The sequence below is a fragment of the Nocardia sp. NPDC058658 genome, from assembly GCF_042716665.1.
Taxonomy (GTDB): domain Bacteria; phylum Actinomycetota; class Actinomycetes; order Mycobacteriales; family Mycobacteriaceae; genus Nocardia.
Genome location: NZ_JBHXRR010000005.1, coordinates 195653 through 211139 on the forward strand (window position 1 = coordinate 195653; position 15487 = coordinate 211139).

Consider the following 15487-nt stretch of genomic DNA (forward strand, 5'->3'; position numbering starts at 1 on the left):
GGTTACCCCGATACTCAGCCCGGCACGCCCGCTCGCCGAACGATCTGCTCGGCATGCCGGAGTACCGGTGCGTCGACCATACGGCCCTCGAACGCGAAGACGCCCCGATGGTTGGGCACCTCCGCCAGCACCCGGCGCGCCCAGTCGAGCTCGGCCGGGTCGGGCGCGTAGCCGTCACGGATCACGGCGACCTGGCTAGGGTGGATGGCGACCTTGGCGTCGAATCCGACGGCGACAGCGTCGGCGGTCTCCGCGGCGAGGCCATCGAGATCCTTGATGTTCAGGTACACCGAGTCCAAGGCGAAGCGGCCGAATGCCTTGGCCGCCAAGAGGCTTGACGACCGGACGTGGCGTGCGACATCGCGGTAGCCACCGTCGGCCGTCCGGCTCGAATTGCCGCCGAGGCCCGCGACCAGGTCCTCGGCGCCCCACATCACGCCGATGGCATTGTCGGCCTGCACCGATTCGGCGACCCGCACTGCGCCCAGCGGCGATTCGACCAGCACGATCACCTCGTAATCCGCGAGGCTGCGAACCTGTTCTGCCGATTCACATTTGGGCAGCATGACCCGGCGGTAGGCAGTCTGCGCGAGCACCGCCAGATCGGCCGCGTACTCGTCGGTGTCGGCGGCGTTGACGCGAATCACGGTGTGCTGCGGGTCGAGTGGAGTGTCGAGGAGTGCCTGTCTGGCGGCGGCCTTGTCGCCCGCCGCGACACCGTCCTCGAGATCGAGAATCACCACATCGGCGGCCGCGGCAGCTTTGGCGAAACGCTCAGGACGATCCGCCGGGCAGAACAGCCACGCGGGTCCACTCGGCTGCCAGGTACTCATGCTGACTCCATTCGGCGGGTCGCGCGGGCGGCTTCGCGCGGGTGCAGGGCGACGGTCCGTGGACGCGCACTGCTCACGCCGTACGCGGTAGCGGGGCCTCGGTTGCTCACGCGGCGGGCGCCTTTCGCACGAGCGTCTGGCGAACGGCGGTCGCCACCACCACACCGTTCTGATTGCGCGCGGTGTGCGCCAGGCTCACGATGCCCTCGCCCGGGCGACTCTTGGACTCGCGCTTGTCGGTCACCAGCGTTTCGGCGTACATGGTGTCGCCGTGGAACAGCGGCGCGGGCACGGTCATCTCGGAGAAGCCGAGGTTGGCCACCAGGGTGCCCTGGGTGAGCTGGGCGACCGACAGCCCGACCAGTGTCGACAGCGTGAACATCGAGTTCACCAGGCGCTGGTTGAACGGCGGCTGGGCGTCGGCGAAGGCCGCGTCCAGGTGCAGTGCCTGGGTGTTCATGGTCAGCGTGGTGAACAGGACATTGTCGGCCTCGGTGATGGTGCGGCCCGGGCGGTGCTCGTAGATCGTGCCGATCTCGAACTCCTCGAACCACAGCCCCCGCTGCACGACGCGACGCGCTGTGCTCGATGGCGCCTGCTCTCGAGGCCCTGCGTGGTCACGCTCCGCTGCCGCCTCCGGTCCGCCGTGATCAGGCGCGGTCACAGACCCAGCTCCCTTGCGATCAGCATCAGCTGTACCTCCGTGGTCCCCTCGCCGATTTCCAGGATCTTGCTGTCACGGTAGTGCCTGGCGACGGGGTACTCGTTCATGAATCCGTTGCCACCGAAGATCTGGGTGGCGTCGCGGGCATTGTCCATCGCGGCCTCGCTGGCGACCATCTTCGCGATGGACGCCTGCTTCTTGAACGGCTTGCCCGCCAGCAGCAGCGCGGCCGCGTCGTAATAGGCGGTGCGCGCGGTGTGGGCGCGCGCCTCCATCCTGGCGATCTTGAACGCGATGGCCTGATTGCGACCGATGGCCTGGCCGAACGCCTGCCGCTCCTTCGCGTACCGCACACTCTCGTCCACACAACCCTGCGCGGCACCGACCGCCAGGGCGGCGATCGCGATGCGGCCCTCGTCGAGGATGCGCAGGAAGTTGGCGTAGCCGCGACCGCGCTCGCCGAGCAGGTTCTCCTGCGGCACCCGCACGTCGGTGAAGCTCAGCGGGTGGGTGTCGGAGGCGTTCCAGCCGACCTTGTTGTAGGCGGGCTCGGCGACGAAACCGGGGGTGTCGGTCGGCACCAGGATGGTGGAGATCTCCTTCTTGCCGCCGGTCTGCCCGGTGACCGCGGTGACGGTGACCAGGCGGGTGATGTCGGTGCCGGAGTTGGTGATGAACTGCTTGGCGCCGTTGATCACCCAGGTCTCGCCGTCCTGGACAGCGGTGGTGCGGGTGCCGCCCGCGTCGCTGCCCGCATCGGGTTCGGTGAGCCCGAAGCCCGCCAACGCGCGACCGCTGGTGAGCTGGGGCAGCCACTCGTTGCGCTGCTTGTCGTTGCCGAAGCGGTAGATCGGCATGGCGCCGAGCGAGACGCCGCCCTCGAGGGTGATCGCCACACTCTGGTCGACCTTGCCGAGTTCCTCGAGCGCCAGGCACAGGGCGAAGTAGTCGCCGCCCATGCCACCGAACTCCTCGGGAAACGGCAGGCCGAACAGTCCCATCTCGGCCATGCCTGCCACGACTTCGTACGGAAAGCTGTGCTCGGCATCGTGTTTCGCCGAGACCGGGGCGACGACCTGGTCGGCGAAGTCGCGCACGGTGAGTGCGAGCTGGCGGTATTCCTCCGGCAGCGATCCGGTGGAGAGGTAGTCGGTCATGCGGGGGTTCCTTGGTGGTCAGTCTTCGCGGCGCCGTGCTCGGTCGGGCCGGCAACGGTGGCGGACTCGGCCGGGCCGCCAACGGTGGCGGACTCGGCCGGGCCGCCAACGGTGGCGGTGACGCCGGGGTGGGTCGTGATAGCAGCAGCCGTGGCGGTGACGCTGGGGCCGGTGGCGATGGCCGCAGCCGTGGCGGTGACGCCGGGGTTGGTAGTGGTGGTGTCCGGTAGATCGGCGATGACGCGCACCAGTACCTGGTCCAGCTTCACCTGGGCGCCCGGGGCGGCGAGCAGCTCCACCGTGCCCGCTACCGGCGCGGTGAGCGCGTGCTCCATCTTCATGGCCTCGATCACGATCACCGGATCGCCGACGGCGACAGTCGCACCGTTCTCGACCGGCGTCGCGATGACTGAACCTGGCATGGGGCTGCGGATTTCGGCATCGCCGACGTGCGCGGCGTCGCCACGGACGGCCGCCTCGGCGACCTTGCGCAGTACGGCCACGCGACCGTTGCCGCTCACCCACAGCTGATCGTCGCCATCGATGATGCGCACCTTGCGGCGCAGTCCGTCCAGGGTGAGGGTCAGTCTGTCATCGGCCAGGGTGGCCGACATGGGCCTTGTGGCGAGGTCGAGCGGGCGTGTGCCGGAGGCCGCCGTGTGGTCCGAGCCTGCCGCATGGCCGGGCCGTTCGCCAGCACCCGCAGTGTGGGCGGGTAGTTCGCCAGCACCCGCAGTGTGGGCGGGTAGTTCGGCGGCTCTCTCCGGCACGGACGGCGAGGTCCCGGCAGTGCCATCACGCTCGAGCCAGACAGTGGCGGAAGTCGGTGTGCCCGTGATGAAGACGTGGCGCACCAGGTCTCCGGCTGCGAGGCGGATCGTGGTCGGCGCGGGTGTGCCGAGGCGCCATCCCGACGGCGTCGACCACAGGTCCGCATCGCCAGCCGGCCAACGTCGGAGCCAGTGATACGTTGCGGCGGCGATGAATTCGTCGTCGGTGGCCTCGGCGGGCACGAAGTCGGCGACGCGGCGGTCCAGCAGCGCGGTGTCGAGTCGGCCGGCCTGGACATCGTCGTCGGCCAGCAGGAACCGCAGGAATTCGATGTTGCTCGTAACACCCAGCAGCACAGTCTGTTCCAGTGCGCGATCCAGCGCGGCGAGGGCGTCGGCGCGAGTATTGCCCCGCGCGATCACCTTCGACAGCATCGGGTCGTAATCACTACCGACCACAGTCCCCACCGAGATCCCCGAATCCACCCGAACGCCAGTACCTTCCGGCTCCGACAGTGCGAGCACGGTGCCACCGGTGGGCAGGAACCCGCGACCCGGGTCCTCCGCGTAGACGCGCGCCTCGATGGCATGGCCGACCAGGTGGATCTCGTCCTGGGTCCGCGCCAACTTCTGACCGGCCGCCACCCGCACCTGACACTCCACCAGGTCCACCCCAGTCACCATCTCGGTCACCGGATGTTCCACCTGCAGACGGGTGTTCATCTCCATGAAGAAGAACTCGTCGGGCTGGTCGGCCGAGACGATGAACTCCACGGTGCCCGCACCCACGTAGTCGACACTGCGCGCGGTATTGCACGCCGCGGCGCCGATCCGAGCCCTGGTCTGTGCGTCGAGCAGCGGCGACGGTGCCTCTTCGATCACCTTCTGGTGCCTGCGCTGCAAACTGCATTCGCGCTCACCGAGGTGCACCACATTGCCGAACTTGTCGGCCAGGACCTGCACCTCGATGTGGCGGGGCCGGTTGACGAACCGTTCCAGGAACAGGGTGTCGTCACCGAACGCCGCACCGGCCTCACGCCGGGCACTGACCAGCGCGGCAGGAAGATCAGCGGGATCGGCGACCCGGCGCATACCCTTACCGCCACCACCGGCGGACGGCTTCACGAGTACCGGGTAGCCGATTTCTGTTGCGGCGGCGATCAATTGCGCATCGGTGAGCCCCGGTTCGGCGATGCCCGGCACCACGGGGACACCGAACGCGGTAACCGTCTTCTTCGCGGTGATCTTGTCGCCCATCACCTCGATGGCCTTCGCGGGCGGCCCGAGGAAAACGATGCCCGCATCGGCCAGCGCGGCCGCGAAAGCCGAATTCTCCGACAGGAAGCCATAACCCGGATGCACCGCCTGCGCACCGGACCGCACGGCAGCATCGACGACCTTCTCGATCGACAGGTAACTCTCGCGGGCAGGCGCGGGCCCGAGCCGCACGGCGACATCGGCCTCACGCACATGGCGCGCATCGGCATCGGCATCGCTGTACACCGCGACCGAGCGAATGCCCATGGCGCGCAACGTTTTGATCACTCGCACCGCGATCTCGCCACGATTGGCGACCAGCACGGTGTCGAATTCAACGGGGTGGTTCTTGTTCAGCATTTCGGCTCACATCCGGAAGACGCCGTAGGAAACGGGTTCGAGCGGCGCTTGCGCGCACACCGAAAGGGCAAGGCCGAGCACGGTTCTGGTGTCGGCGGGCGCGATCACGCCGTCGTCCCAGATGCGCGCGGTCGCGTAGTAGGGGTTGCCCTGGGTCTCGTACTGCTCGCGGATCGGAGCCTTGAATGCCTCCTGATCCTCGACCGACCACGGCTTGCCCGCGCTGTCGAGCTGATCGCCGCGCACCGTCGCCAGCACCGATGCGGCCTGTTCGCCACCCATCACCGAGATGCGCGCATTCGGCCACATCCACAGGAAGCGAGGCGAATACGCGCGCCCGCACATGGAGTAGTTGCCCGCGCCGTAGGAGCCGCCGATCACCACCGTGAGCTTCGGCACCCGCGCGCACGCGACGGCGGTGACCATCTTCGCGCCGTGCTTGGCGATGCCGCCTGCCTCGTAATCGCGGCCGACCATGAAGCCGGTGATGTTCTGCAGGAACAGCAGCGGGATCTTGCGCTTGTCGCACAGTTCGATGAAATGCGCGCCCTTCATGGCGGATTCGCTGAACAGCACGCCGTTGTTGGCGACGATGCCGACGGGATGGCCGTGGATGCGGGCGAAACCGGTGACCAGGGTTTTGCCGTACTCGGCCTTGAATTCCTGGAAGCCGCTCTCGCCGTCGATGATTCGATCGATCACCTCGTGCACGTCGTACGGTGTGCGCGGGTCGACGGGGACGACGTCGTAGAGCTCGTCGGTGGGCTTGGCGGGCGGTGTGCTCGGCAGCACCTCCCACGGCGACTCCGGGCGGGGACCAAGCGTCGCAACGATATTGCGGACGATGTGCAGTGCGTCGCGGTCGTCCTCGGCGAGGTGATCGGTGACGCCGGAGGTGCGTGAGTGCAGCAGACCGCCGCCGAGATCCTCGGCGGTGACGATCTCGCCGGTCGCCGCCTTCACCAGCGGCGGGCCGCCGAGGAAGATCGTGCCCTGGTCGCGCACGATCACCGCTTCGTCGGCCATCGCGGGCACGTACGCGCCACCGGCGGTGCACGAACCCATGACCGCCGCGATCTGCGCGATACCGCGCGCGCTCATGTTCGCCTGGTTGAAGAAGATCCGCCCGAAGTGCTCACGGTCGGGGAACACCTCGTCCTGGCGCGGCAGGAACCCGCCGCCGGACTCGACCAGATACACGCACGGCAGGTTGTTCTGGGCGGCCACCTCTTGCGCGCGCAGGTGTTTCTTCACCGAGATCGGGTAGTACGTGCCGCCCTTGACCGTGGGGTCGTTAGCCAGGATCAGGCACTCGCGACCCGAGATACGGCCGATGCCCGCGATCATGCCCGCGCCGGGGCACTCGTCGTCGTACATGCCGTTGCCCGCGAGCGGGGCCAGCTCGAGGAACGGGCTACCCGGGTCGAGGAGCTGGTCGACGCGCTCGCGGGGAAGCAGCTTGCCCCTGGCCACATGCCGTTCGCGCGACTTCTGTGGACCACCGAGCGCGGCCGTGGCGAGCCGCTGCTGTAGGTCCGCGACCAGCGCGGCGTGCGCGTCGCGATTGCTCACCGCGGTGGGTTCGGTCTCTTGCGTAACCGTCATCGCGCCATTCTCTCATTCGGTTAATCGCTAATAACTGAAATTCAGGTTAATCTTGACTAACCAAGTTGTCCAGAGGGGGCGCCGGAATGTCGACCACCGAACCTGTTCAGGTGACCCGCCGCGAACAGCTCAAGGCCCAGCGTCGCGAGCAGTTGCTGGCCGCGGGCGCGCGCCTCATCGCCGACCGCGGCTTCTTCGGCGTGCGCCTCGACGACCTCGGCGCCGCCGTCGGCATCAGCGGCCCCGCCGTCTACCGCCACTTCGCGAACAAAGAGGCACTGCTGGTCGAACTCCTCGTCGGCGTCAGTGAGCGCCTGCTGTCAGGTGGCCGCGCGGTAGTTGACGAATCATCCTCGGCGGCAACAGCACTCACCGCCCTGGTCGACTTCCACCTCGACTTCGCCTTCGGCAACCCCGAACTCATCCGCATCCAGGACCGCGACCTCGACAACGTCCCCACCCCCGACCGCCGCACCCTGCGCCGCACCCAACGCCAATACGTCGAAATCTGGGTAGGCGTCCTCCGTGAACTGACCCCCACCCTCCTCGAGGAAACCGCCCGAATCCAAGCCCACGCCGCCTTCGGCCTGATCAACTCCACCCCCCACAGCGCCTCCGCGGCCAGCGCCTCCCGCGCCCGCCCTGTCCTGCGTCAGATGGCCTTGGCCGCACTGTCGGCCTAGCTTGCAGGTCGGCCGCCGCCGCAGGAATGCACTGACCCGACTCGGTGATATATAATCTATATAGGTCGTATATAACGTCAATGCGAGGTGGAAGTGTCCAAGCTGCTGATCGAGGTTGACGACGAAGCGCTCGCGGAGGCGCAGCAACTTCTGGGAACATCGACGAAGAAGGAAACTGTCAACGCAGCTCTCGCTGAGGTCGCGAAGCGGCTCAAGCGAGTCAGAGCGTTGAACAACCTGGCTGAGATGGCCGAGCAGGGCGACTTCGACGTGCTGCTCGACAAGTCCAACTACCGAGGATGATCAGCTATCTGATCGATACCTCCGCCGCCGTCAGATTCATCGCGAATCCCGCTGTCAAACAGGCATGGCAAGAGACCGTCACTGCGGGTGCGGTCGCGGTTTGCGACGTCGTAGAGCTCGAACTCCTCTATGGCGCAACGTCGCTCGCTGATCGACTGCGAAAGAAGAAGCTGCTCGGCGAATTGTTCGGTTGGGCGCCCACACCCGATGGCGTATGGACGCGGACGCATGAGATTCAGCAGTTACTCACCGAACAGGGGGAGCATCGCAGCGCCGGTGCCGCGGACCTGGTGATCGCAGCGACCGCAGAGGCGAATCGCATTACGATTCTGCATTGCGACCACGATTTCGAGACGGTTTCCAAAGCGACGGGTCAGCCGACCCAGTGGATCGCGGCGCCGGGGACGGTGAGCTGACAGGGTAGTTCGCGGTCAGTCGAGCTGGCTCCAGAACCAGCCGGGGCCGACGGTTTCGGCGCCGTGGGCTGCTACCCGGGTGCGGAGTTCGCGGTCGGCGGTGACGACGGTGATCTGCTCGTGGGAGTTCGCTTCGGCGACCACGTCGACGATCTTGTCGTCGCCCGAGCGTTCGGCCAGGACCACCCGCATTCGCGGTGCGGAGGGTTCGGCGCCGTCGGCGGCGGCCTTGGCCGCGCCTTCGAGGACGACCGTGACCTCGGTGGTTTCCGGAAGGCGGGTCGTCAGGGTCGCCACGTCGGAGAGCAGCCTGCGCGCGGCACCCGCCCGGTCCTTCCACCACCCGTTGGCCCGCGACCCGATCACATTGGCCGCATCCACCACGATGAGATGCCTCAGATCGCTCATGAGCCCAGTCTGCCTGTCGGCATGGGTTGCGCCGAGCGGACGCGCCGGATTCGTCGCCTGTGCGGTGACGCAACGATCAGGCGGGCGCGGGGACGGTGACACCGGTGAGGCGGCCGTCGGACATGCGGTAGACCGCGTCCATGCGATGCAGGTGGGTGGGGTCATGGGTGACCAGGATGGTGGCGGCGCGGTGCTCGCGGGCGATGCTGGTGATCAGGGCGATGATCGCGGCACCGCGTTCGGAGTCCAGCGCGCTGGTGGGTTCGTCGACCACGAGCAGGGCGGGGTCGTTCATGAGGGCGCGGGCGATGTTGACGCGCTGGCGCTGGCCGCCGGAGAGCTGGACGGGGCGTTTGTGCGCGTGTTCGGCCAGGCCTACCGCTTCGAGCAGTTCCTTTGCGCGGGCAGTGGTTTCACTGCATGATGCCCGCTTCGGACCGCCGAGGTGGGCGGTCACCTCCAGCTGCTCGACGGCAGTGAGCGACGGGATGAGATTCGGTTGCTGGAAGACGATGCCCATCGAGTTCCGACGAGCCGCGGCGGCCGCACGGCGGCTCAACGCGGCGAGATCCGTAGTAGCCGAAGAAGTTTCGAGCACAACCGTGCCCGAATCGGGCCGGATCAGAGTCGCGGCGACGGCGAGCAGGCTCGACTTTCCCGAACCGGACGCGCCGGTCACCGCGGCGATGGTGCCGCCGGGGACATGCAGATTCACCCGATCGAGGGCGGTGAGACGGTCGGTGCCGTCGGGGTAGGTGAGGGTCACGTCGGTGAGAGTGATTGCCACGGTGAATCCTTCGGTTGGCCCGCCGGTGCACCTGATCGGCGGCGCGACCGCGACATCGGTGCGGGCGGCGGTGGTCAGCGGGTCGCGCCGAGCGCGGTCAGCGGGTCGGTGGTGAACAGGAAGCGCAGGGCGACAGCGGCGCCGGCGAGCCCGAGGACGATCAGGGCCAGCGCGGGGACCAGAGTCGTCGCGGGGCTGAGCACGAAAGGCATTGCGTCATCTAAGAACAGCGAGGCGAGTGCAGTGATCGCAAGGCCTGCCGTGACGCCGGCGGTCAGCACGATCGCGGCCTGGGCGAGAGCATCGCGAACCAGCGAGCCAGTGGTCGCGCCGAGGGCCTTCAAAGTGGCGATATCGGGTTGGCGCTGCACGGTCCAGACCGTGAAGAAGGCACCGATCACCAGCGCCGAGATAGCGAACAGCAGCACAGTCATCAGGGTGAGTGAGCTGTTCTCGGCCTGGTAGGAGCCGATCGCCTGGACGGCATCCCGCGCAGGCAGCGAGTGTGTTCCGGATTCGGCGTCGAGGCCGCCGGGCACATCGCCGGTCACCGCGAGCACGGTCGCGACACCGGCGCGCGGGCTGGCCGCCTGCCAGTCCGGCAAGCTCGTCCAGATCACGGGGGTGTGGCTGTACCACTCGTCGCCGGCTACGTCGGCGACGGTGAACTCGTGGCCGGCCAGCACGACGATGTCACCGGCGCCCGCGGACAGTTCACGTGCCGCCGCGGAACTCAGCACCACCGCACCGGGCCCAGTAGCAGGGTGATTGCTGAATGCCGACGGATCGCCGCCGAACAACGCGACCTGGGTCGGACTGGCACCGGCGTGCTCGGCCCTGGTTCGCGAGATACCGATGGGGGTCGCGTCCACCGATTCCCACTGCGCGATCTGCTGCTCGGTGAGCACCGACGAGTCGAAGGACGGGTCGGCGCCGGTCTCGGCGAAAACGACCCGGTCGGCATCGATCCCCTGGACAGCGGAGATGTTCTGGTGCGCGAGCCCGGCCGTGAGGCCACTGAGGAAGCTCACCAGCACCGCCACCAACAGCACCACCGTGGTGATGAGCAGGAAGCGGCCACGGGCGGCGCGCAGATCTCGGAGTGCGACGAACATGACTCCACTGTCTCGTTCTCGACTGCCGATGCCATCGCACCGGCGCACGAAACGCCGTCCATCCAAGGTCTGGCGGCGGTTACTTCTTTCGATGGATGCCCGCGTGGTTGCCGCACATAAGCTGGTCGACGTGCACCCCTCGCCCCTGACCCCGGTGGTCACCACCCTGCGCCTCGGCCTGCATGTGCTGGTGACGGTGCTGGCGGTGGTGGTGGCGGTGCGTGCGTCGCTGCCCGGCGGTGGCGGTCACGGACTCGCGGTGGTCGCGCTGACGGTGGTGTGGCTGCTGGTGTATTTCGCGGGGGCGGAGTTCCCGCACGCCGTTCCCGACGGGGCGGTGTGGGTGTGGCTGGCGGCGCTGACCGTGGTGTGGCTGGTTTTGCTCGCGTTCACCCCCGATGCGGTCTACCTGGCGTTCGGGTTGTTCTTCGTCTACCTGCACCTGCTGCCACGGCCGTGGAGTCTGGTCGCGGTGATGGTGGCGACGGCGGTCGGTGTGCTCGGGTTCGCGGCGCATCGTGGATGGTCGGCGGGTGCGGTGGTGGGGCCGGTGCTCGGCGCGCTGGTGGCGATCGGGATCGGTCTCGGCTATCAGGCGCTGCATCGCGAGGCGGTCGAGCGGGAGCGGTTGATCGACGAATTGCTCGGCACCAGAGCGACTCTCGCGGAACAGGAACGGACCGCGGGCAAGCTCGCCGAGCGTGAGCGCCTCGCCAAGGAGATCCACGACACCGTCGCCCAGGGCTTGAGCAGTATTCAGTTACTCCTGCACGCCGTCGAGCAGGAAGCACCGGATCATCCTGCGCTGGATCGTATTCGGCTCGCGCGCGAGACCGCCGCCGAAGACCTGGCCGAAACCCGCAGGCTCATCGACGAATTGTCGCCCGCCGCACTGGACGGACAATCGCTCGCCGGTGCGCTGGAACGCATTTGCCTGCGCGCGCAGTCGCCGACGCTGACCACGCAGCTGCTCGTCGAGGGTGAGCCGGAACGACTGCCGATGCCGGTCGAGGCGGCGCTGGTGCGGATCGCGCAGAGCGCGGTGGCCAATGTGGTGCAGCACGCGCAAGCTGAGCGCATGCGGGTCACCCTCACCTACGACGACACCGACGCGCACTTGGACATCGTCGACGACGGTATCGGGATCAAGCCGGATACGTTGCGCCACCCTCGATCCGGCGCGTTCGGCCTCGCCGCCATGCGCAGCCGCGTCGAGCAGCAGGGCGGTGCGATGACCGTCGAATCCGAACCCGGCCACACCGCCGTGACGGTGACCTTCCCGCTCGGGGCGGCATCGTGATCCGTCTTCTCCTCGCCGACGATCACGCCATCGTCCGCGCGGGCCTGCGCGCCCTGCTCGACGCCGCCCCCGACATCACCGTCATCGGCGATGTCGCGGATGCCGATGCGGCAGTGTCGTTTTGCGCCGCAACCCCCGTCGACCTGGTCCTGATGGACCTGCGCTTCGGCGACGGCCGCTCCGGCGCCTCGGCCACCGCGGGGTTGCGCGCCCTTCCCACGCCACCGAACGTCCTCGTGGTCACCAACTACGACACCGACGCCGACATCCTCGGCGCCATCGAAGCGGGGGCCGTCGGCTACCTCCTCAAGGACACCCCGCCCACCGAACTCCTCGCCGCCGTCCGGGCCGCCGCGGCGGGTGAAAGCGTTCTCTCCCCAACCGTCGCTTCCCGGCTGATGACCAGAGTCCGCCGCGCCGACACCACTCTGAGCCCCCGCGAAGTCGAAGTCCTTCGCCTCGTCGCCGCGGGTCTGTCCAACCGCGACATCGCCAAACAACTCTTCCTCAGCGAGACAACGGTCAAGTCCCACCTCGTCCACATCTACGCCAAGCTCGGCGTGAAGTCGCGCACCTCCGCCGTGGCGACAGCACGCGAAAGCGGCGCGATCTGACTCCTCGACATGCTGATTCGCCTTCGGCACCTGCGCGCCATCTGCGTTTACGCTGAGTAGATGGCCTCTTTGTCGGATCCCAAGGTGCGTGAGTTTCTTTCCTACGGCACGCGAACGGGGAAGGTGGCGTTCGTCGCGAAGGACGGTCGGCCGTTGGTGACGCCGGTGTGGTTCATCGTCGAGGGGGACGAGCTGGTTTTCAATACGGGTAAGGCGACGGCAAAGGGGCGGGCTTTCGCGCGTGATCCGCGCGTGGCGCTGTGTGTCGATCTCGAGGAGCAGCCGTATGCGCTGGTCGAGGTGCAAGGCACGGTGACATTGTCCGAGGACCTCGACGAGCTGGTGCGCACCGCCACCGCCATCGCCGCCCGGTATATGGGTGCGGACAAGGCGGAGGAGTTCGGGAAGCGCAACGGGGTTCCCGGTGAAGTCGTGGTGCGCGTGCGGCCGACGAAGGTCATCGCGCACTTCGATATGACCGGCTAGCGGGGCATCGGGACGGCGTCGGGGCCAGGGGGAGTCGGGTCGTAGGGCGGGGGATCGTTGCGGTCGAACAGCGGTGACGAGCAGGTCGCGCCGACTTCGGGTGTGGTGTACGGGTTTTCGCGCAGGGCGACGATGAACTGGTCGATGCGTTCGTCGTCGGCGGAGTCGAGGGGCAGTTGGTGGCCCCACGATTGCAGCGAGATCGGGTGGTCCATGCCGGGGATGGGTGACATGAGGGTGTACTGCCGGTCGGTCACCCTGGCGCTCAGCGTCGCCTGATCCTCGGCGCTCACCTTCGCGGGGTTGTAGGCGATCCACACCGCGCCGTGTTCGAGGGAGTGCACCGCGTTCTCGGTGCGCAGTGCCTTGGCGTAGACGACGCCGGTGCAGGCCGCCCACTGGGAATCGTGCGGTCCACCGACTGCGGGGATCGTCGGATAGGCGACCCGCTGGGTGCGCAGCACATGCTGCTGTCCGGGCGCGATCTCGGTGATGACGACCCCGGGAATCCGGATCGAGGGATCCCGGTCTCCCTCGGACGGAGCGAAGCTGTCGACAGCGGCGGTGGCCTGACCGGCAACCGTGTCGGTCGCACACCCTGCCGCCGAGATCGCGGCCACGACCATCAGCACGCAAGCACCCGAGCTGCGCACTCCACCGGTCCTACTCGAAACCCGCATCGCGGACCCCCGTCTCATCGTCGCCGACGCTCGCCGTTCGATACAGAACCTACTTGCCCGCGCCTCTCGGTCCATAACCAGCAAAAGTGGCTATAATTGGGGAGGGTTTTATGGACACAAAAGGAGCGTCATGGAGATCGGTGTGCGGGAACTGCGAGACCATCTCAGCAGCCATCTGGCCGATGTGCGGGCGGGCCGGACTGTGACAGTGACCGACCACGGCAAGCCGATAGCCCGGATCGTTCCCGTTGATCGGCTGACCGCTTTGGAGCAGCTGCGGGCAGAAGGCCGCGTTCAGCCGGCCCGCAAGCGCAAGCAGCCTGCGGCAGAGCCGGTTCAGGGCAGTGGAATCGTCTCCGATCTCATCGATGATCAGCGCCGGTGATCGGCTACCTCGATACCTCCGCGTTCATTCCGCTGCTGGTCGCTGAACCAAGTAGTGCTGCGTGTAAACGGTTTTGGGACCTCGCCGATGATGTTGTGTCGTGTCGTCTGCTCTATGTCGAATCTGCGGCAGCGCTGGCTCAGGCGCACCGGATGGGCCGACTCGACGAATCCCAGCTCCGTGCTGCCTCGCGTCTGCGCGACGATTTTTGGCAACAGATCAATGTGACGGAGGTGGACGAGAAACTGGCGGAATCGGCGGCTGCCTTCCCGCAGCGGTATGCGCTGCGCGGCTACGACGCGGTCCATTGTGCGGCGGCTGCGCAACTCGAGGACCCTGACCTGGTTGCCGCATCCGGTGACGGGAAGTTGCTCACCGCTTGGAAGGCGCTCGGGATCGCCACCTTCGATTCGAACGCACCGGCGCTGTGATCGGCTAGCGCCCTACACTGCCGTGCATGACTGTGCATTTCATCGGGGCAGGCCCCGGCGCCGCCGACCTGCTCACGGTGCGAGCGGTCAACCTGCTGCGCAACAGCCCGGTCTGTCTGTACGCGGGCACCTACCTCGATCCCGAGGTCCTCGCGCACTGCGCCCCCGGCACGGAACTGATCGACACCCAGCACCTGGACCTGGACCAGATCATCGACCACCTCGTGCGTGCCACCGAGGCGGGTAAGGACGTGGCGCGTCTGTGCTCCGGCGACCCGTCGATCTACTCGGCCCTCACCGAACAGACCCGCAGACTCGACACTTATAACGTCCCGTGGGACATCACCCCCGGCGTCCCCGCCTACGCGGCCGCGGCGGCAGCCCTCGGCACCGAACTGACCGTCCCCGAAGTCGTCCAGTCGGTGGTTCTCACCCGAACCCAGGCCCGCTCCACCGCGATGCCCCAGGGTGAGGCCCTCGCCAACTTCGCCGCTACGGGCGCCACCCTCGTCCTGCATCTCGCGATCACCCGGATCAGAGCGCTCGCCGAGGAACTGGTCGCCGAGTACGGCGCGGACTGCCCGGTCGCCGTCGTCTACCGCGCCAGCCAGCCCGAGCAACTCGTCCTGCGTGGCACCCTGATCGACATCGCCGACCAGGTGGAAGCCGCGGGCCTACGGCAAGCCGCGGTGATCCTGGTCGGCCGGGCGATGGCGCTGTCGATCGACTGTGCTCAGTCCCATCTCTACGACCCGGCCCGCGTCCGGCAAGTCAGGGATTGAACCGGCGCACGATCAGCTCATGTCGCCGTATCCCTTGGCACCCCAACAGCAGACCGTTCGGTGTGATCCATCCCTCAGTGAGTGCGATGCACAGCCGGTCCGGCGAGGATGTGAGGACGCAGACAAGCTTCAGCAAACGCACCTCGACTGGCTCACCTGGGGCGATGCTCGCCAGCTATGGAGGTGGTTGGTTGCGGGGCGGGCGCACCGGTAGATTGGTGCGATGGTTTGCGACGAGTAGACCGGCGCTGTCGGTGTGGGCGGTTGGGTGCATGGTCTCGGCCGTGTAACGAGACCGGCCAGGCCGAGAGATAGTGCCAATGGACATTTTGCCTGATTGATTCGAGAACTGAACCCGAGACGCGGGCGCCACGCTGGTAGTTAGGTGGGCGCTCGCGTTCCGGTGTCGTCGGGGAGCGCCTACCCAGGTGTTCCGGAAGCGAGGTTTGGG

General features: G+C 67.4%; 18 protein-coding genes. 9 read left to right on the forward strand and 9 right to left on the reverse strand.

Translation table 11 applies throughout. The annotated features are described in order from the left end of the window. Positions 1-14 precede the first annotated feature (14 nt). The 5 genes from ACFWUP_RS11495 to ACFWUP_RS11515 all read right to left on the reverse strand — a co-directional run bounded on the left by ACFWUP_RS11495 (position 15) and on the right by ACFWUP_RS11515 (position 6646). Positions 15-833: an HpcH/HpaI aldolase/citrate lyase family protein gene (locus ACFWUP_RS11495; protein WP_379233207.1), complete on the reverse strand. Its 819-nt coding sequence runs from the start codon at positions 831-833 to the stop codon at positions 15-17. Positions 834-939: 106 nt separating this feature from the next. Beyond that, the gene (locus ACFWUP_RS11500) at positions 940-1401 is read right to left on the reverse strand and encodes a MaoC family dehydratase (protein ID WP_379233314.1); all 462 of its coding nucleotides are present in this window, start codon (positions 1399-1401) and stop codon (positions 940-942) included. Positions 1402-1493: 92 nt separating this feature from the next. Continuing rightward, positions 1494-2654, reverse strand: coding sequence for an acyl-CoA dehydrogenase family protein (locus ACFWUP_RS11505; RefSeq protein ID WP_379233209.1), 1161 nt, complete (start codon positions 2652-2654; stop codon positions 1494-1496). Next, the gene (locus ACFWUP_RS11510) at positions 2651-5041 is read right to left on the reverse strand and encodes a biotin carboxylase N-terminal domain-containing protein (RefSeq protein WP_379233211.1); all 2391 of its coding nucleotides are present in this window, start codon (positions 5039-5041) and stop codon (positions 2651-2653) included. Before ACFWUP_RS11510 ends, ACFWUP_RS11505 begins: the two co-directional genes overlap by 4 nt. A gap of 6 nt (positions 5042-5047) precedes the next feature. After that, positions 5048-6646: a carboxyl transferase domain-containing protein gene (locus tag ACFWUP_RS11515; protein ID WP_379233213.1), complete on the reverse strand. Its 1599-nt coding sequence runs from the start codon at positions 6644-6646 to the stop codon at positions 5048-5050. A gap of 86 nt (positions 6647-6732) precedes the next feature. Between ACFWUP_RS11515 and ACFWUP_RS11520 the strand changes: the two genes are divergently transcribed. The 3 genes from ACFWUP_RS11520 to ACFWUP_RS11530 all read left to right on the forward strand — a co-directional run bounded on the left by ACFWUP_RS11520 (position 6733) and on the right by ACFWUP_RS11530 (position 8048). Continuing rightward, positions 6733-7329 carry a TetR/AcrR family transcriptional regulator gene (locus ACFWUP_RS11520; protein WP_379233215.1) on the forward strand — a complete coding sequence of 199 codons (597 nt, stop codon included), beginning with the start codon at positions 6733-6735 and terminating at the stop codon, positions 7327-7329. Positions 7330-7422: 93 nt separating this feature from the next. Then, positions 7423-7632, forward strand: coding sequence for a type II toxin-antitoxin system VapB family antitoxin (locus tag ACFWUP_RS11525; RefSeq protein WP_379233217.1), 210 nt, complete (start codon positions 7423-7425; stop codon positions 7630-7632). After that, positions 7629-8048 (forward strand): PIN domain nuclease, encoded by a 420-nt coding sequence (locus ACFWUP_RS11530; protein WP_379233219.1) that lies wholly within the window; start codon positions 7629-7631, stop codon positions 8046-8048. The genes ACFWUP_RS11525 and ACFWUP_RS11530 overlap by 4 nt, the downstream gene beginning before the upstream one ends. Positions 8049-8063: 15 nt before the next feature. Here the strand turns inward: ACFWUP_RS11530 and ACFWUP_RS11535 are convergent, their stop codons facing one another. From ACFWUP_RS11535 to ACFWUP_RS11545, 3 genes are all read right to left on the reverse strand, one after another. Then, positions 8064-8456: an NYN domain-containing protein gene (locus ACFWUP_RS11535; RefSeq protein WP_379233221.1), complete on the reverse strand. Its 393-nt coding sequence runs from the start codon at positions 8454-8456 to the stop codon at positions 8064-8066. A gap of 76 nt (positions 8457-8532) precedes the next feature. Continuing rightward, on the reverse strand, positions 8533-9243 hold the full coding sequence (locus tag ACFWUP_RS11540; RefSeq protein ID WP_379233223.1) for an ABC transporter ATP-binding protein: 711 nt from the start codon (positions 9241-9243) through the stop codon (positions 8533-8535). Between the two features lie 74 nt (positions 9244-9317). Beyond that, complete coding sequence (locus tag ACFWUP_RS11545) at positions 9318-10358, reverse strand: ABC transporter permease (RefSeq protein WP_379233225.1); 1041 nt, start codon at positions 10356-10358, stop codon at positions 9318-9320. A 130-nt stretch (positions 10359-10488) separates the two neighbouring features. On the opposite strand from ACFWUP_RS11545, the gene ACFWUP_RS11550 reads away from it, so the two are divergent. The 3 genes from ACFWUP_RS11550 to ACFWUP_RS11560 are packed head-to-tail and all read left to right on the forward strand — an operon-like array spanning position 10489 to position 12758. Next, the gene (locus tag ACFWUP_RS11550) at positions 10489-11658 is read left to right on the forward strand and encodes a sensor histidine kinase (protein ID WP_379233316.1); all 1170 of its coding nucleotides are present in this window, start codon (positions 10489-10491) and stop codon (positions 11656-11658) included. After that, complete coding sequence (locus ACFWUP_RS11555) at positions 11655-12272, forward strand: LuxR C-terminal-related transcriptional regulator (protein WP_379233227.1); 618 nt, start codon at positions 11655-11657, stop codon at positions 12270-12272. Before ACFWUP_RS11550 ends, ACFWUP_RS11555 begins: the two co-directional genes overlap by 4 nt. A gap of 60 nt (positions 12273-12332) precedes the next feature. Then, entirely contained in the window at positions 12333-12758 is a 426-nt protein-coding gene (locus tag ACFWUP_RS11560) for a PPOX class F420-dependent oxidoreductase (protein ID WP_379233228.1), read from the forward strand. Here the strand turns inward: ACFWUP_RS11560 and ACFWUP_RS11565 are convergent. Continuing rightward, on the reverse strand, positions 12755-13411 hold the full coding sequence (locus ACFWUP_RS11565; RefSeq protein WP_379233230.1) for a DUF3105 domain-containing protein: 657 nt from the start codon (positions 13409-13411) through the stop codon (positions 12755-12757). The genes ACFWUP_RS11560 and ACFWUP_RS11565 overlap by 4 nt on opposite strands. A gap of 157 nt (positions 13412-13568) precedes the next feature. Between ACFWUP_RS11565 and ACFWUP_RS11570 the strand changes: the two genes are divergently transcribed. Genes ACFWUP_RS11570 through cobM form a run of 3 tightly spaced genes read left to right on the forward strand, consistent with a single transcriptional unit; the run spans position 13569 to position 15036 of the window. Beyond that, entirely contained in the window at positions 13569-13823 is a 255-nt protein-coding gene (locus tag ACFWUP_RS11570) for a type II toxin-antitoxin system Phd/YefM family antitoxin (RefSeq protein ID WP_379233232.1), read from the forward strand. Further along, positions 13820-14254 carry a type II toxin-antitoxin system VapC family toxin gene (locus tag ACFWUP_RS11575; RefSeq protein ID WP_379233234.1) on the forward strand — a complete coding sequence of 145 codons (435 nt, stop codon included), beginning with the start codon at positions 13820-13822 and terminating at the stop codon, positions 14252-14254. The genes ACFWUP_RS11570 and ACFWUP_RS11575 overlap by 4 nt, the downstream gene beginning before the upstream one ends. A gap of 26 nt (positions 14255-14280) precedes the next feature. Beyond that, positions 14281-15036: a precorrin-4 C(11)-methyltransferase gene (gene cobM, locus ACFWUP_RS11580; protein WP_379233235.1), complete on the forward strand. Its 756-nt coding sequence runs from the start codon at positions 14281-14283 to the stop codon at positions 15034-15036. Positions 15037-15487: the final 451 nt, after the last annotated feature.

Bases quoted from the DNA above. Each gene is read 5' to 3' on its own strand.
- ACFWUP_RS11495 (WP_379233207.1), bottom strand. From the start codon at position 833: ATGAGTACCTGGCAGCCGAGTGGACCCGCGTGGCTGTTCTGCCCGGCG.
- ACFWUP_RS11505 (WP_379233209.1), bottom strand. From the start codon at position 2,654: ATGACCGACTACCTCTCCACCGGATCGCTGCCGGAGGAATACCGCCAG.
- ACFWUP_RS11510 (WP_379233211.1), bottom strand. From the start codon at position 5,041: ATGCTGAACAAGAACCACCCCGTTGAATTCGACACCGTGCTGGTCGCC.
- ACFWUP_RS11515 (WP_379233213.1), bottom strand. From the start codon at position 6,646: ATGACGGTTACGCAAGAGACCGAACCCACCGCGGTGAGCAATCGCGAC.
- ACFWUP_RS11520 (WP_379233215.1), top strand. From the start codon at position 6,733: ATGTCGACCACCGAACCTGTTCAGGTGACCCGCCGCGAACAGCTCAAG.
- ACFWUP_RS11530 (WP_379233219.1), top strand. From the start codon at position 7,629: ATGATCAGCTATCTGATCGATACCTCCGCCGCCGTCAGATTCATCGCG.
- ACFWUP_RS11535 (WP_379233221.1), bottom strand. From the start codon at position 8,456: ATGAGCGATCTGAGGCATCTCATCGTGGTGGATGCGGCCAATGTGATC.
- ACFWUP_RS11545 (WP_379233225.1), bottom strand. From the start codon at position 10,358: ATGTTCGTCGCACTCCGAGATCTGCGCGCCGCCCGTGGCCGCTTCCTG.
- ACFWUP_RS11560 (WP_379233228.1), top strand. From the start codon at position 12,333: ATGGCCTCTTTGTCGGATCCCAAGGTGCGTGAGTTTCTTTCCTACGGC.
- ACFWUP_RS11570 (WP_379233232.1), top strand. From the start codon at position 13,569: ATGGAGATCGGTGTGCGGGAACTGCGAGACCATCTCAGCAGCCATCTG.
- cobM (WP_379233235.1), top strand. From the start codon at position 14,281: ATGACTGTGCATTTCATCGGGGCAGGCCCCGGCGCCGCCGACCTGCTC.